Source organism: Georgenia yuyongxinii, assembly GCF_006352065.1.
In the GTDB taxonomy this organism is placed as follows: Bacteria; Actinomycetota; Actinomycetes; order Actinomycetales; family Actinomycetaceae; genus Georgenia; species Georgenia yuyongxinii.
In genome coordinates, this window is sequence record NZ_CP040915.1 from 3,459,573 (window position 1) to 3,473,472 (window position 13,900).

Sequence of the window (13,900 nt, forward strand, 5' to 3'; positions counted from 1 at the left end):
CCGCGTCGCGGCCGCTCCGCTCACCCCGGTCCGGACCGCCGCGCCGCTCCCCCGCGCCCGCCCACCGGCCCTGCCGGATGCCGTCCGGTCCTGTCTCCCCTGCCCCCACCGGCCCCCGTGATGCGTCCTGGGGCACCTCCGCGCCGCTCAACGCTTCCCCAGGAACACCGCGGCCGCACCGAGGAAGAGCGCGACAGCCGCCGTGGTGGCGCGGTTGAACATGTGTGGCAGATCGCGGGTGGTGACGACCGGATCCGGCGGCAGGCCGTAGACCTCGGGCTCATCGAGGAGCAGGAAGAACGCGCCGGCGCCGCCCACGCCGTCGTTCGGGTCGTCGCCGTAGAGGCGGGCCTCGCTCACCCCGGCACCGCGCAGCGTCTCCGCGCGCGCGCGGGCCCGCTCACGCAGCTCGTCGACGTCACCGAACTGGATGGAGTCGGTGGGGCACGCCTTGGCGCAGGCCGGCTCCATCCCGGCACCGAGCCGGTCGTAGCAGAGGGTGCACTTCTGGGCGACCCCGACGTTGCGTGCCCCCTCCGGGCCCTTGCGCCGCTCGATCACGCCGTACGGGCAGGCGGGCACGCAGTAGCCACACCCGTTACAGATGTCGGGCTGGACGACGACGGTGCCGAACTCGGTGCGGAAGAGCGACCCGGTGGGGCACACGTCCAGGCAGGCGGCGTGCGTGCAGTGCTTGCACACGTCCGAGGACATCAGCCACCGGAAGTCGGGCCGCTCGCCGTCGGACGAGCCGACCTCAGCCCTCCCGCCGTCGGGCGCGCCGACGTCGGAGCCTGGCCCGCCGGGCGGCCTCACTGACGGCATGCCGAGGTCCACCGTCGCCCGGTTCCCGCCGGACCGGGCCCCGGCGGGCTGCTCGACGAACGCCACGTGCCGCCAGGTGTTCGCGCCGAGCGCGCCGGTGTTGTCGAAGGACATGCCAAGCAGGTCGTAGCCCTCGTCGGGGACGAGATTCCACTCCTTGCAGGCCACCTCGCAGGCCTTGCACCCGATGCACACGCTGGTGTCGGTGAAGAAGCCCATGCGCGACGGCGGGTCCGAGTAACCCGCCTCGCGCGCCGGGTCGATCGGACCGAACAGGCTGTTCCTAGCCATGAGCGCCCTCCTGCTCCTCGCCGCCGTTCCCGGCTGCCCCAGCCCCGCCACCGCCGTCGTCGCCGCTACCGCCCGCCCCGCCACCGCCGTCGCCACCAGCACTGTCGCCACCACCACCACCGCGCGCCGTGACGAACGGGGCATACCGCTCCCCCGCCACCCCCGCACGACCACGGTAGCCAGCCACGTACGCCAACAGTGCCGGCCCGGTCGGCCGACGCCCGGCCCGCACGTCGCACGTGCCCGCCTTCGTCTCCTGGATGAGGACGTTGGGGTCCAGCGTGATGCCGAACAGGTCGTTGGCGGAGTCGCCCTGCACCAGGCCGCTGGTGCCCCAGTGGTAGGGCAACCACACCTGGTGCACCGTGCGTCCCTCCACCCGCAGCGGCACCAGCCGGTCGGTGACGAGCACCCGGCCCTCCACGGCGGCGCGCGCGGTCACGACGTGGCACCAGCCCAGGTGCTCCAACCCCCGCTCCGCCGCCAGCTCCGGGGAGACCTCGACGAACATCTCCGGCTGCAGCTCGGACAGGTACGGCACGAACCGGCTCATGCCGCCGGCCGTGTGGTGCTCGGTCAGGCGGCTGGTGGTGAACACGTACGGGAAGACCTCACCGTGGGCGAGCGGCGGGCTCGGGTTCAGCGGGTTGTCATCGCGCCGGTACTCGATGCGGGTGGGGTTGGCCTGCTGCCCGTACAGCGGGTTGGCGAACGGGGACTCCACCGGCTCGTAGTGGGTGGGCAGCGGCCCGTCCAGCAGGCCCTGCGGCACGAACAGGCTGCCCTTGCCGTCCCCCTGCATGATGAATGCGTCGTCCCCGGCGATGCCCGCCACCCCGGCCGCCCCCTCCGGCGGGCGGTAGGACGGCGGCTTGTCCGGTTCGAAGTCGGGCACGTCGTGGCCAGTCCACCGCCCGGCGTCGGCGTCCCACCACACGTAGGCCTTGCGCTCGCTCCACGGGCGTCCCTGCGGGTCGGCGGAGGCACGGTTGTACAGGATCCGCCGGTTTGCCGGCCACACCCACCCCCACTCCGGTGCCACCCAGCTCTGCTCCGAGCCGGGCTTGCGGCGGGCCGCCTGGTTCACGCCGTCGGCGAAGACGCCGGTGTAGATCCAGCAGCCGCCCACCGTGGAGCCGTCGGACCGCAGCTGCGTGAACGACGACAGCTCACGTCCCGTGGCGACCTCGTAACCGTTGATCTCCCGCAGCACGGCCTCCGCACTGGGCTCCGCCGTCGGGCCGTGGGTGGGGTAGTCCCAGGCCAGGTCGAGGACCGGACGGTCCTTGGGGTCGGTGGAAGCGGCCAGCTTCTCGCGGACCATCCGGCCGAGGTGGAAGAAGAACCACAGCTCCGAGCGCCGGTCCCCGGTCGGCTCGACCGCCTTCTCCCGCCACTGCAGCATCCGCTGGGTCTGGGTGAAGGTGCCCTCCTTCTCCACGTGCGAGGCGGCCGGCAGGAGGAAGACCTCGGTGGGGCACTCCTCGGTCACGATCTCACCGGTGGCGACCTCCGGGGAGTCCCTCCAGAACGTCGCGCTCTCGATCTCGTACAGGTCCCGGACCACGAGCCAGTCCAGCTGGGCCATGCCCAGGCGCTGGGCGCGGCCGTGCGCGGAGCCGACGGCGGGGTTCTGCCCGAGCAGGAAGTAGCCCTTGACCTTCCCGTCGATCATGTCCAGCACCGTGCGGTAGGTGCCGTGGTCGCCAGTCAGGCGGGGCAGGTAGTCGTAGCAGAAGTCGTTCTCCGCGGTCGCGGCCTCGCCCCAGTAGGCCTTGAGCAGGCTGACGGCGTAGGCGTCGGCCTGGGCCCAGTACCCCTTGGCGCCTGGGTGGCGCACGCTGTCCACCCACGCCTGGAGGTCCGGGTGGTCCGTGGCGTGCGGCATGGGCAGGTACCCGGGCAGGAGGTTGTACAGGGTGGGGATGTCGGTGGAGCCCTGGATGCTGGCGTGGCCGCGCAGGGCCATGATCCCGCCCCCGGGGCGGCCCATGTTGCCCAGCAGCAGCTGGAGGATGGCGCCGGTGCGGATGTACTGCGCGCCCACGCTGTGCTGGGTCCACCCCACGCTGTAGACCAGCGCCGTCGTCCGCTCCCGTCCGGAGTTCTCCGCCCAGGCCCGGGCGACCTCGAGGAACTGCTTTCGCGGGACCCCGCACGTAGTCTCGACGAGCTCGGGGGTGTACCGGGCGAAGTGCCGCTTGAGCACCTGGAAGACGCAGCGCGGGTCCTGCAGGGTCTCGTCCCGTGGCGGGTGGCCCTCGATCTGCACGCCGTGGGTCTCGTGCTGCATGGGGCTGGCGACGGCGCGCTCGCGGGCCGCGTCCGTCTCGTCCGAGCCGGAGTGCTCCTGGCCGGCGTACTGCCAGCTGCTCGTGTCGTAGGTGCGGGTGTCGGGGTCGAAGCCGGAGAAGAGCCCGTCGAGGTCCTCGGCGTCGGTGTAGTCCGCGCTGAGGATCGTGGCGGCGTTGGTGTACGCGAGCACGTACTCGCGGAAGTCGAGCTCGTTGCTCAGGACGTAGTTGATGATCGCGCCGAGGAAGACGATGTCGGTGCCGGCGCGCAGCGGCACGAAGGTGTCCGCGAGCGCGCTGGTCCGGGTGAAGCGGGGGTCGACGTGGATGACCCGCGCGCCGCGGGCCTTGGCCTCCATGACCCACTGGAACCCCACCGGGTGGGCCTCGGCCATGTTCGAGCCCTGGATGACGATGCAGTCAGCGTTGGCGAGGTCCTGCTGGAAACCGGTGGCGCCGCCGCGACCGAAGCTGGTCCCCAGACCGGGGACCGTTGCGGAGTGTCATATGCGCGCCTGGTTCTCGATCTGCAGGGCGCCGAGGGCGGTGAAGAGCTTCTTGATGAGGTAGTTCTCTTCGTTGTCCAGGGTCGCCCCGCCCAGGCTGGCGATGCCGAGGGTGCGCCGGACCTTCCGGTCCCGCTCGTCCAGGTCCTGCCAGGTGGCCTCGCGTGCCTTGAGGACCCGCTCGGCGATCATCTCCATGGCGACGTCGAGGTCGAGGTCCTCCCAGTCGGTGCCATAGGGACGGCGGTAGCGCACCTTGGACAGCCGGGCGGCGCCGGTGACCAGGCTCTTGCTGGCCGAGCCCTTCGGGCACAGCCGCCCCCGGGAGATGGGGCTGTCCGGGTCGCCCTCGATCTGCACGACCTGCTCGTCCTTGACGTAGACCCGCTGACCGCAGCCGACGGCGCAGTACGGGCACACGCTGCGGGCCACCCGGTCCGCGGTGACGGTGCGCGCGGTGAGCTCCTCGGTGGCCCGGGACCGGGCGGCGGGGCCGCGACCGAGCACGTCCGGGCCGAGTGCCTGGCGCACCACGGGCCAGCTGAGGAACACCTTGGAAACGTCCATGTCGATCCCCTCCCCGTGCCGCCGAACCTAGCGCGCCCGCCGCCGGTCCACTACCGGACGTCGATCGCGTGCTCGCGGGCGGGCACCAGCTCGCCGATGACCGGGAAGCCGGGGATCTCCCCGGCCACGAGCAGGCCGCCGGAGGTCTGCGCGTCGGCGAGCAGGAGCAGCTCGTCCTCGCTCACCGCCGAGCGCAGGTGCGGGCGCACCCAGTCGAGGTTGCGCCGGCTGCCGCCGGGGACGAACCTGTCGGCGAGGGCCTGGCGGGCGCCGTCGAGGTAGGGCACGGCGGCGGCCTCGACGACGGCGGTCAGCCCGCTGGCCCGGACGAGCTTGTACAGGTGGCCCAGCAGCCCGAAGCCGGTGACGTCGGTGGCGCAGCGCGCGCCGGTGGCCAGCGCCGCGACCGAGGCGTCCCGGTTGAGGGTGGTCATGGTGGCGACCGCCTCCTCGAAGCGCACCCCCGTGGCTTTGTGCCGGTTGTTGAGCACGCCGAGGCCGAGCGGCTTGGTCAGCGTCAGCGGCAGCCCCGCCTCGCCGGCGTCGTTGCGCAGCAGCCGGTCGGCGTCGGCCAGGCCGGTGACGGCCTGCCCGTACTTGGGCTCGGGGTCGTCCACGCTGTGCCCGCCGCCGAGGAAGGTCCCGGCCGCGGCGCACACGTCGGCGCCGCCGCGCAGCACCTCGGCGGCGACGTCGAACGGGATCTTCTGCCGCGGCCAGGACAGCAGGTTGACGGCGACCAGCGGGGTGCCACCCATGGCGTAGACGTCGGAGAGGGCGTTGGTGGCGGCGATGCGGCCCCAGTCGTAGGGGTCGTCGACCACCGGGGTGAAGAAGTCTGCGGTGACGATGACGGCCCGGCCGCCGTCGATGCGCACCGCCGCGGCGTCGTCGCCGTTCTCGAGGCCGACCAGCAGGTCCTCCCCGGTCGGGAGGGACAGCCCGCCGAGCACCCGTTCGAGCTCGCCGGGCGGCACCTTGCAGGCGCACCCGCCGCCGGCGGCGTACTGGGTCAGGCGCAGTGGGGACGTCGTCGTCGTCACCCGCGTCAGCCTAGGGAGGATCCGCGGGGCCGTCGAGGGGGAGCAACGTCGGCGGTCCGCGCCCGCCGTCGAGGGGAGGTACGACGGGCGGCCGGCGCACCCGCCCGTCGCGAGGGCCCGCCATACACGGGCCCCGGCCCGACGCCGCCGCTAGGGTGACCGGCGGAGGCGTACCTCGTCTGGTGATGGGCGCGGTCCTCAAAACCGTTGTGGTCGAGCATCTCGGCCAGGCGGGTTCGATTCCCGTCCGCCTCCGCCAGAAGGAGGCGTGCGTGCCCGAGGTGCCGGAGGGGCCCGACCCGCGCCGTGCGACGCCGCGCGCCGACCGGGTCCTGGCCGACCCGCGGCTTCGTGCCGCCCGCGACCGGCTCGGCGACGGCCTGGTCAAGACCGCGGTGGACCGGTCGCTGGCCCGCTGCCGGGCCGGGGAGCTGCCGGCCGAGGCGGTGACCGAGGCCGCCGTCGCCGCCCTGCCCGCGGCGGCCACGTCGTTGCGCCGGGTGGTCAACGCGACCGGCGTCGTCGTCCACACCAACCTCGGCCGGGCACCGCTCTCCGCCGCCGCCGTGACCGCGGTGGCGGTGGCAGCCGGCGCCACCGACGTCGAGCTCGACCTGGCCACCGGCCGCCGCGGGCCGCGCGGGGCCGGGGCGCTGGCGGCGCTGCGGGCCGCGGTGCCGGACGCCGGGGACGTCCACGTGGTCAACAACGGTGCGGCGGCCCTGGCGCTGGCCACGCTGGTCCTGGCCGCCGGACGCACCGTGGTGCTCGCGCGCGGGGAGATGGTGGAGATCGGGGACGGCTTCCGCATCCCCGAGCTGCTGGAGTCCGTCGGGGCCACGCTGCGCGAGGTGGGCACCACGAACCGGGTGCGCCTCGCCGACTACGCCGACGCCCTCGACGACACCGTGGCGTTCGTGCTGAAGGTCCACCCGTCGAACTTCGTGGTCGAGGGCTTCACCGCCGCGGTTCCGGTGGCCGAGCTGGCCACGCTCCGGGTGCCCGTGGTCGCGGACATCGGCTCGGGCCTGCTCGCACCGCACCCCCGCCTACCGGGCGAGCCGGATGCAGCGACCACCCTGCGGGCCGGGGCGGACCTGGTCACCGCCTCGGGCGACAAGCTCCTCGGCGGCCCGCAGTGCGGGCTGCTGCTGGGCCGCGCCGACCTCGTCCAGAGCCTGCGCCGCCACCCGTTCGCGCGGGCGTTGCGGGTGGACAAGCTCACGCTGGCCGCGCTGGAGGCCACCCTTACCGGGCCGCCACCACCCGTGGCGGCCGCCCTGGCGGCGGACCCGGCCGCGCTGCTGGCGCGGGCCGAGGCGATCGCGGCTCGGCTGCGGCCGGACGTGCCGGCGCAGGCCGTGCCGTCCAGGGCGGCGGTCGGTGGCGGCGGGGCGCCCGGGGTGCGGCTCGAGAGTGCCGCCGTGGCGCTGCGGGCGGACCTGGCCGCCCCGTTGCGGGCCGGGCCGGTGCCGGTGGTCGGGCACGTCGAGCGCGGGCGCCTGCTCCTGGACCTGCTGATGGTGCCGCCCGCGGACGACGGCGAGCTCGAGGCCGCGGTCCGGCAGGCCGCGCTGCGGCGGCCCTGATGCACGTCGTCGCGACGGCGGGGCACGTCGACCACGGCAAGTCCACCCTCGTGCGGGCGCTGACCGGGACGGACCCGGACCGGCTCGCGGAGGAGCGGCGCCGCGGCCTGACCATCGAGCTCGGGTTCGCCTGGACGTCCCTGCCGGGCGTGGGCGACGTGGCGTTCGTCGACGTGCCTGGTCACGAGCGTTTCGTGCCCACCATGCTCGCCGGCATCGGCCCGGTGCCCGCGGTCCTGCTCGCCGTCGCCGCCGACGACCCGTGGATGCCGCAGGCCGCCGAGCACCTCGCCGCGCTGGACGCGCTCGGCGTCACGCACGGTCTCGTCGCCGTCACCCGCGCCGACCTTGCCGATCCCGCCGCCGCCGTCGCCCGAGCGCGTACCCAGCTCGGGCCGACCACCCTGCGCGACGCCGCCGTCGTCCCGGTCAGCGCCGCCACCGGGCAGGGGATGGACGAGCTGCGCGCCGCCCTGGTGGCCATGCTGCGCGCGCTGCCCGCCCCCGACACCACCGGTGACGTGCGGCTGTGGGTGGACCGCCGCTTCAGCATGCGGGGCGCCGGCGTGGTGGTGACCGGCACGCTCAGCGCCGGGCGGGTCGCGGCGGGTGACCGGCTCGAGCACGAGGGCCGCCTGCTCCGGGTGCGCGCCGTGCAGTCCCTCGGCCGGGAGGTGCCCACCGCCACCGCCGTCGCCCGGGTGGCACTGAACCTCACCGGGGACGGCGTGGCGGACGTCGGGCGCGGCAGCGTGCTGCTCACCCCCGGCCGGTGGCACCTCACCGACGTCACCGACGTGCACCTGAGCGGCGCCGAGCCCCCGCCGACCCGGCCGTTGCTCCATGTGGGGGCGACGGCGGTGGCCGCCCATCACCGCCCGCTCGGCGACGGCGTCGCCCGGCTGCGGCTGGACCGTGCAGTGCCGCTGCGCGTGGGTGACCGGGCGCTGCTGCGCGACCCCGGCTCGCGGGCGCTGTGGGGCGTCACGGTGCTCGACCCCGCACCCCCACCCCTGACCCGCCGGGGCGACGGCGCCCGGCGGGCCCGCGCCCTGGCCGGCGCGACCGGCCGCCCGGACCTCGCCGAGGAGCTGCGCCGTCGCCCCCTGACCGACCTCGAGCTGCTCGCCCGCCTGGGCGTGCCCGTCGCGGGCGCGGCCGAGCTCGCCGTGGTGGCCGGGCGGTGGGCGCTGCCCCGCGACCGGGCGGCGGCGGCCGCGCGGGAAGCCGAGCGGGCCGTGCGTGCCCACGACGCCGCCGAGCCGCTCAGCCCAGGCGTGCCACCCGCCGTCCTGGCCGCGCACCTCGACGTGCCCGAGCCGCTGCTGCGGGCGCTGCTGCGCCCGCCGCTCGTCGTGGTGGGCGGACGCGTGACCACCGGGGAGGACACCGCCCTGCCCCCGGCCGTCGACCGGGCGCTTACCGATCTCGAGGCCGACCTGGTCGCCTCCCCGTTTGCCGCCCCGACCGTCGACCGGCTCCGCGAGCTCGGCCTCGACGAGCGGGCCCTGGCGGCAGCCGCACGGGCCGGCCGGGTGCTGCGCCCCGCCCCGGGCATCGTGCTGGCGGCCGGTGCCGCGGAGGCCGCCGCCCGCCGGCTCGCCGCCCTGGACCAGCCCTTCACCACCAGCGAGGCGCGGGTCTGCCTGGGCACGTCCCGTCGGGTGGCCCTGCCGCTCCTGGAGCACCTGGACCGCCGGGGCCTGACCCGCCGGCTGCCGGACGACCGCCGCACCGTGACCACAGCCGGAACCACATCCGGCCCCCGGTAGTCTCACGATGTGAAGCCCGATGTCCTGACCCTCGCCGTGGACTGCGGCGGCGGTGGCATCAAGGCCTCGGTGCTCGACACCGCCGGCACCGTGCACGCGCCACCGGTGCGCGCCACCACGCCCTACCCGCTGCCTCCGCATCGCCTCGTCCGCACCATCGCCTCGCTGGCCGAGCAGCTGCCCGCCGCCTCGCGTGCCACCGTGGGGATGCCGGGCATGCTGCGCCACGGGGTCGTCGTGGCCACCCCGCACTACGTCACCAAGTCCGGGCCGCGGACCCGGGTGCTGCCCGAGCTCGTGCTGCACTGGTCCGGCTTCGACATGCGCAGCGCCGTCGAGGACGCCCTCGGGATGCCCGCGCTGGTCCTCAACGACGCCGAGGTGCACGGGGCTGGGGTGATCGCGGGCGCGGGTCTGGAGATCATCGTGACCCTGGGGACCGGGCTGGGCAACGCCGTGTTCGACGGCGGCCGGCTCGCCCCGCACGTCGAGCTCAGCCAGGGGCCGGTGCGGTGGGGCCTGACCTACGACGACTACATCGGCGAGCACGAGCGGCTGCGCCTCGGTGACGCGCACTGGTCGCGCCGGGTCCGCAAGGTGGTCGACGCGCTGCGCCCGATGTACCTGTGGGACCGGCTCTACGTCGGCGGCGGCAACTCCCGCCGGATCGTCCCGGCGGTGCTCGAGCGGCTGGGTGACGACGTCGTCATCGTGCCCAACAGCGCCGGGATCGTCGGCGGGGTGCGCGCCTGGGAGCTGGAGATCCCGGGAACGGCGCGCCGGGACTGAGGCGCCGCCGCGGCCGTGGGCATCCTCCACCGGCCCTCGCGTACAGCCCCACCGGGCCCGCTCAGGCGGCCCGCGCCGGCGCCCGGACGTGCTCGACCAGCTCCAGCACCACCCGGGTGAAGGCGACCGGCTGCACGAGGGACACCAGGTGCGTCGCCCGCGGGATGATCACCAGGCGACCGTTCCCGCACCGGCGCACGAACCGGCGCTCCTGCGTGCGGAAGTGGTCCCACCGGCCGTTGACCAGCCACACCGGCATGCCATCGAGGGCCTCCAGGTCGGCCAGCATGTCGACGCCGGCCATCCCCGCGAGGACGGCATCCATGACGCCGAGCGCCATGCCGCCACCGGCCACGTCGTCCTGCGCGGCGACGGGCAGGAAGCGGCGGGCGAGGGCGTCGCTGAGGCGGGCCCCGCCGTCGGGCATGCGGCCGACGGCCCGGGCGACGTGCCGGTACGCCCACAGCCCGGGTCCCCGGGGCTGGGTGCTGCACGAGGCCGCGAGGACGGCGTCCGGCCGGTGCGTGGTGTGCGCGGCCCAGTGCACGGCGAGGTAGCCGCCCATCGACATCCCGACGACGACGAGCGGCCCCTGGACGCCAGCGGCCGCGGCGTCGATCGTGTCAAGAGCACCGGCCAGCGTGTACGGCGTCCTCGTGCGGGTGCCGTGACCGGGCATGTCCGGCGCCAGGACGGGCACGCCGACGGAGGTCAGCGCCTCGACCTGACGGCGCCACATCGTGGCGGACGTGCGCACGCCGTGGACGAGCAGCACGGTCGGGGTGGCCACGGCCCCACCCTCACACACGCCGAAGGGCCCGGTCCGGGTTTCCCCGGACCGGGCCCTTCGACGTCGCTGATCAGGCGTGCGGGTCGGGCTCGCCCTCGGCCTGGCCGGCCTCGGCGTCCGTGGCCTGCTCGGTCGCTGCCTCGGCCGAGCTCTCGGCTGCCTCCGCCTCGGCGGCGGGGGCCTCGGCGGCCGGGGTCTCCTCGGCAGCCTCGGCGGCCGGGGTCTTCTCGACCGGCGTGGCCTTCGCGGCCCGCTCGGTGGCCTTCTCGGCCTCACGGACGGTGGCCTGCTTGGGGCTCACCGGCTCGAGCACCAGCTCGATGACCGCCATGGGGGCGTTGTCGCCCTTGCGGGGGCCGATCTTCGTGATGCGGGTGTACCCGCCGTTACGCTCGGCGAACTGCTGCGCGGTCTGCTCGAACAGCTCCGCGACGATGTCCTTGCGGCTCAGCGTCGTCAGCACCTTGCGGCGCGAGGCGAGGTCACCCCGCTTGGCGAGCGTGATGAGCTTCTCGGCCACCGGGCGCAGGCGCTTCGCGCGGTGCTCGGTGGTCGTGATCTTCTTGTGCTCGAACAGCGCGGTGGCCAGGTTGGCCAGCATGTGCCGCTCGTGCGCAGCGCTGCCACCCAGACGGGGACCCTTGGGAGGGGTAGGCATGGTGTCTCCTAGTTGATATGGAAAGTCAGCTGGGCTGCTCGTCGCTGAACTGGATGTCGCCGTACGCGTCGTCGTCCTCGTCGCCGGCGTGCGCCGAGAGGTCGAAGTCCGCGGGGCTGTCCTTCAGGCCCAGCCCCAGCCCGGCCAGCTTCTCCTTGATCTCGCCGATCGACTTGGCGCCGAAGTTGCGGATGTCCAGGAGGTCGGCCTCGCTGCGGGCCACGAGCTCGCCCACGGTGTGGATGCCCTCGCGCTTGAGGCAGTTGTACGAGCGCGAGAGGAGCCCGAGGTCCTCGATCGGCAGTGCCAGGTCCTGAGCCAGGGCCGCGTCGGTCGGCGAGGGGCCGATCTCGATGCCCTCGGCCTCGACGTTGAGCTCGCGGGCAAGGCCGAAGAGCTCGACGAGGGTCTTGCCGGCGGAGGCGAGCGCGTCGCGCGGGTCGATCGCGTTCTTGGTCTCCACGTCGACGATCAGCTTGTCGAAGTCCGTGCGCTGCTCCACACGGGTGGCCTCGACCTTGTACGTGACCTTCAGGACCGGCGAGTAGATCGAGTCGACCGGGATGCGGCCGATTTCGGCGTCCGCGCTCTTGTTCTGCACCGCGGAGACATAACCGCGGCCACGCTCGACGGTGAGCTCGATCTCGAGCTTGCCCTTGGAGTTGATCGTGGCGATGTGCAGGTCGGGGTTGTGCACCTCCACACCGGCGGGCGGGGTGATGTCACCGGCGGTGACGACACCCGGGCCCTGCTTGCGCAGGTACATCACGACGGGCTCGTCGTTCTCCGAGGAGACGACGACGTTCTTGATGTTCAGGATGATCTCGGTGACGTCTTCCTTGACACCGGGAACGGTCGAGAACTCGTGGAGCACGCCGTCGATGCGGATCGACGTGACCGCCGCGCCAGGGATCGAGGACAGCAGGGTCCGGCGCAACGAGTTGCCGAGGGTGTAGCCGAAGCCGGGCTCGAGGGGCTCGACCACGAACCGCGAACGGTAGTCGGAGACGACCTCTTCGGTGAGCGAGGGGCGCTGTGCGATGAGCACTGGTGGGTTCCTTTCAGCCGACGTCCGCTATATGACGCCGAGGCGAGGACCCTGCCGGGCATCTGTCCGTCCGGCAGGGGTGGTGCTGAGGGCACGGAGCGGGGTGTGCGCCGTAGCGCACACCCCGGCCCGAGAGTCGATCAGACGCGGCGGCGCTTGGGCGGGCGGCAGCCGTTGTGCGCCTGGGGCGTCACGTCCTGGATCGAGCCCACCTCGAGGCCGGTGGCCTGGAGGGAGCGGATCGCGGTCTCACGGCCGGAGCCGGGACCCTTGACGAAGACATCGACCTTCTTCATGCCGTGCTCCTGGGCGCGGCGAGCGGCGGCCTCGGCCGCGAGCTGCGCGGCGAAGGGCGTCGACTTGCGCGAGCCCTTGAAGCCGACCTGGCCGGAGGACGCCCAGGCGAGGACGGCGCCGGTCGGGTCCGTGATGGACACGATCGTGTTGTTGAAGGTGCTCTTGATGTAGGCGTGGCCGTGGGAGACGTTCTTCCGCTCCTTGCGGCGCGGCTTGCGCGCCGCGGTCGCCGTACGAGTCTTGGGAGGCATAGGGGTTTTTTTCTCCTGGTGAGGTCATCGGACCGGGCCGGCGCGGCGGGCGCCGGGCTCGGACTGCTGGGTCAGCGGGCCTTCTTCTTGCCGGCCACGGTGCGCTTGGGTCCCTTGCGGGTGCGCGCGTTGGTCTTGGTGCGCTGCCCGTGCACGGGCAGGCCACGACGGTGGCGCAGGCCCTGGTAGCAGCCGATCTCCACCTTGCGGCGGATGTCCGCGGCGACCTCGCGGCGGAGGTCACCCTCGACCTTGAAGTTGCCCTCGATGTAGTCACGCAGCGCGACGAGGTCCGCGTCTGTCATGTCCTTGACGCGCAGGTCAGGGCTGATGCCCGTCGCCTGGAGCGTCTCGGCGGCGCGGGTGCGCCCGACGCCGTAGATGTAGGTGAGCGCAACCTCGAGCCGCTTCTCGCGGGGGAGGTCGACGCCAGAGAGACGTGCCAACTTTCACTCCTGTTGTGGGTCGGAGGTCTGGTGCACCACCCTCCCGCGAAGCCGCGGGCCCCGGCCTCCGAGCCGGGGGTCGCCCCCGCCTTCCGGCGGGCGTTGCGGTGGTGCGTTGGTGCCGGGGAGACCCCGGCTCAGGGCGTCAGCCCTGACGCTGCTTGTGGCGCAGGTTCTGGCAGATGACCATGACCCGGCCGTGGCGACGGATGACCTTGCAGTTGTCGCAGATCTTCTTGACGCTGGGCTTGACCTTCATGTTTCCTCCGCCGCCGCGCATGGTGGACCCACCCAGGTCCGTCACGACGGCGATTCGATCGTGGTGGTTACTTGTAGCGGTAGACGATGCGACCCCGGGTGAGGTCGTACGGGCTCAGCTCGACGACCACCCGGTCCTCGGGGAGGATCCGGATGTAGTGCTGGCGCATCTTGCCCGAGATGTGTGCAAGGACCTTGTGCCCGTTGCTCAGCTCCACGCGGAACATCGCATTGGGGAGTGCCTCGACCACACTGCCCTCGATCTCGATGACGCCGTCCTTCTTCGCCATGACCCCCGCTAACGTAGGTGTTTGAACTATCTGCGGTGCCGACTCCGTCCGCCGTGCGAGCGCACGGACGTAGAAGCCACGCCCAGCGGACCATCCTACGGCATCCCCTCCACCCAGGAAACCGTGCCGCCGGTGACGGCCGTCACCGGCAGGCCCGAGAAGCGGGGACGACGGCAGCCGGCGCAC

Annotated in this window: 13 protein-coding genes and 1 tRNA gene; 4 read left to right on the forward strand and 10 right to left on the reverse strand. The window is 73.6% G+C overall.

The genetic code is table 11. The features are described 5' to 3' along the window. Positions 1-147: 147 nt before the first annotated feature. Genes FE374_RS15645 through selD form a run of 3 tightly spaced genes read right to left on the reverse strand, consistent with a single transcriptional unit; the run spans position 148 to position 5,526 of the window. Entirely contained in the window at positions 148-1,116 is a 969-nt protein-coding gene (locus tag FE374_RS15645) for a 4Fe-4S dicluster domain-containing protein (RefSeq protein WP_139930106.1), read from the reverse strand. Beyond that, positions 1,109-4,483, reverse strand: coding sequence for a formate dehydrogenase (fdh, locus tag FE374_RS15650; RefSeq protein ID WP_179957327.1), 3,375 nt, complete (start codon positions 4,481-4,483; stop codon positions 1,109-1,111). Before fdh ends, FE374_RS15645 begins: the two co-directional genes overlap by 8 nt. Before the next feature lie 50 nt (positions 4,484-4,533). Next, complete coding sequence (gene selD / locus FE374_RS15660; RefSeq protein ID WP_139930109.1) at positions 4,534-5,526, reverse strand: selenide, water dikinase SelD; 993 nt, start codon at positions 5,524-5,526, stop codon at positions 4,534-4,536. A 164-nt stretch (positions 5,527-5,690) separates the two neighbouring features. Here selD and FE374_RS15665 point away from each other — a divergent pair. The 4 genes from FE374_RS15665 to FE374_RS15680 all read left to right on the forward strand — a co-directional run bounded on the left by FE374_RS15665 (position 5,691) and on the right by FE374_RS15680 (position 9,676). Then, positions 5,691-5,785: transfer RNA gene (locus FE374_RS15665), tRNA-Sec, on the forward strand. Between the two features lie 13 nt (positions 5,786-5,798). Then, positions 5,799-7,115: an L-seryl-tRNA(Sec) selenium transferase gene (selA, locus tag FE374_RS15670; protein ID WP_230978347.1), complete on the forward strand. Its 1,317-nt coding sequence runs from the start codon at positions 5,799-5,801 to the stop codon at positions 7,113-7,115. Further along, complete coding sequence (selB, locus tag FE374_RS15675) at positions 7,115-8,887, forward strand: selenocysteine-specific translation elongation factor (protein ID WP_139930110.1); 1,773 nt, start codon at positions 7,115-7,117, stop codon at positions 8,885-8,887. The genes selA and selB overlap by 1 nt, the downstream gene beginning before the upstream one ends. Before the next feature lie 9 nt (positions 8,888-8,896). Beyond that, positions 8,897-9,676 (forward strand): ROK family protein, encoded by a 780-nt coding sequence (locus FE374_RS15680; protein WP_139930111.1) that lies wholly within the window; start codon positions 8,897-8,899, stop codon positions 9,674-9,676. Positions 9,677-9,737: 61 nt separating this feature from the next. On the opposite strand, the gene FE374_RS15685 is transcribed toward FE374_RS15680, so the two are convergent. The 7 genes from FE374_RS15685 to infA all read right to left on the reverse strand — a co-directional run bounded on the left by FE374_RS15685 (position 9,738) and on the right by infA (position 13,714). After that, a complete protein-coding gene (locus FE374_RS15685; RefSeq protein WP_230978348.1) occupies positions 9,738-10,466 on the reverse strand; it encodes an alpha/beta fold hydrolase in 729 nt (242 codons plus the stop codon). Between the two features lie 70 nt (positions 10,467-10,536). Next, a complete protein-coding gene (rplQ, locus tag FE374_RS15690) occupies positions 10,537-11,124 on the reverse strand; it encodes a 50S ribosomal protein L17 (RefSeq protein ID WP_139930112.1) in 588 nt (195 codons plus the stop codon). Positions 11,125-11,149: 25 nt separating this feature from the next. Continuing rightward, the gene (locus FE374_RS15695) at positions 11,150-12,172 is read right to left on the reverse strand and encodes a DNA-directed RNA polymerase subunit alpha (RefSeq protein WP_139930113.1); all 1,023 of its coding nucleotides are present in this window, start codon (positions 12,170-12,172) and stop codon (positions 11,150-11,152) included. 140 nt (positions 12,173-12,312) lie between these two features. Then, positions 12,313-12,720: a 30S ribosomal protein S11 gene (gene rpsK / locus FE374_RS15700; protein WP_139930114.1), complete on the reverse strand. Its 408-nt coding sequence runs from the start codon at positions 12,718-12,720 to the stop codon at positions 12,313-12,315. 71 nt (positions 12,721-12,791) lie between these two features. Beyond that, positions 12,792-13,166 carry a 30S ribosomal protein S13 gene (gene rpsM, locus FE374_RS15705; protein WP_139930115.1) on the reverse strand — a complete coding sequence of 125 codons (375 nt, stop codon included), beginning with the start codon at positions 13,164-13,166 and terminating at the stop codon, positions 12,792-12,794. Positions 13,167-13,311: 145 nt separating this feature from the next. Continuing rightward, on the reverse strand, positions 13,312-13,425 hold the full coding sequence (rpmJ, locus tag FE374_RS15710) for a 50S ribosomal protein L36 (protein ID WP_139931644.1): 114 nt from the start codon (positions 13,423-13,425) through the stop codon (positions 13,312-13,314). 67 nt (positions 13,426-13,492) lie between these two features. Next, the gene (gene infA, locus FE374_RS15715) at positions 13,493-13,714 is read right to left on the reverse strand and encodes a translation initiation factor IF-1 (protein WP_043501486.1); all 222 of its coding nucleotides are present in this window, start codon (positions 13,712-13,714) and stop codon (positions 13,493-13,495) included. Positions 13,715-13,900: the final 186 nt, after the last annotated feature.

Coding starts and splice junctions, on each gene's coding strand:
- FE374_RS15645 (WP_139930106.1), bottom strand. CDS start 1,116: ATGGCTAGGAACAGCCTGTTCGGTCCGATCGACCCGGCGCGCGAGGCG.
- selB (WP_139930110.1), top strand. CDS start 7,115: ATGCACGTCGTCGCGACGGCGGGGCACGTCGACCACGGCAAGTCCACC.
- rplQ (WP_139930112.1), bottom strand. CDS start 11,124: ATGCCTACCCCTCCCAAGGGTCCCCGTCTGGGTGGCAGCGCTGCGCAC.
- rpsK (WP_139930114.1), bottom strand. CDS start 12,720: ATGCCTCCCAAGACTCGTACGGCGACCGCGGCGCGCAAGCCGCGCCGC.
- rpmJ (WP_139931644.1), bottom strand. CDS start 13,425: ATGAAGGTCAAGCCCAGCGTCAAGAAGATCTGCGACAACTGCAAGGTC.
- infA (WP_043501486.1), bottom strand. CDS start 13,714: ATGGCGAAGAAGGACGGCGTCATCGAGATCGAGGGCAGTGTGGTCGAG.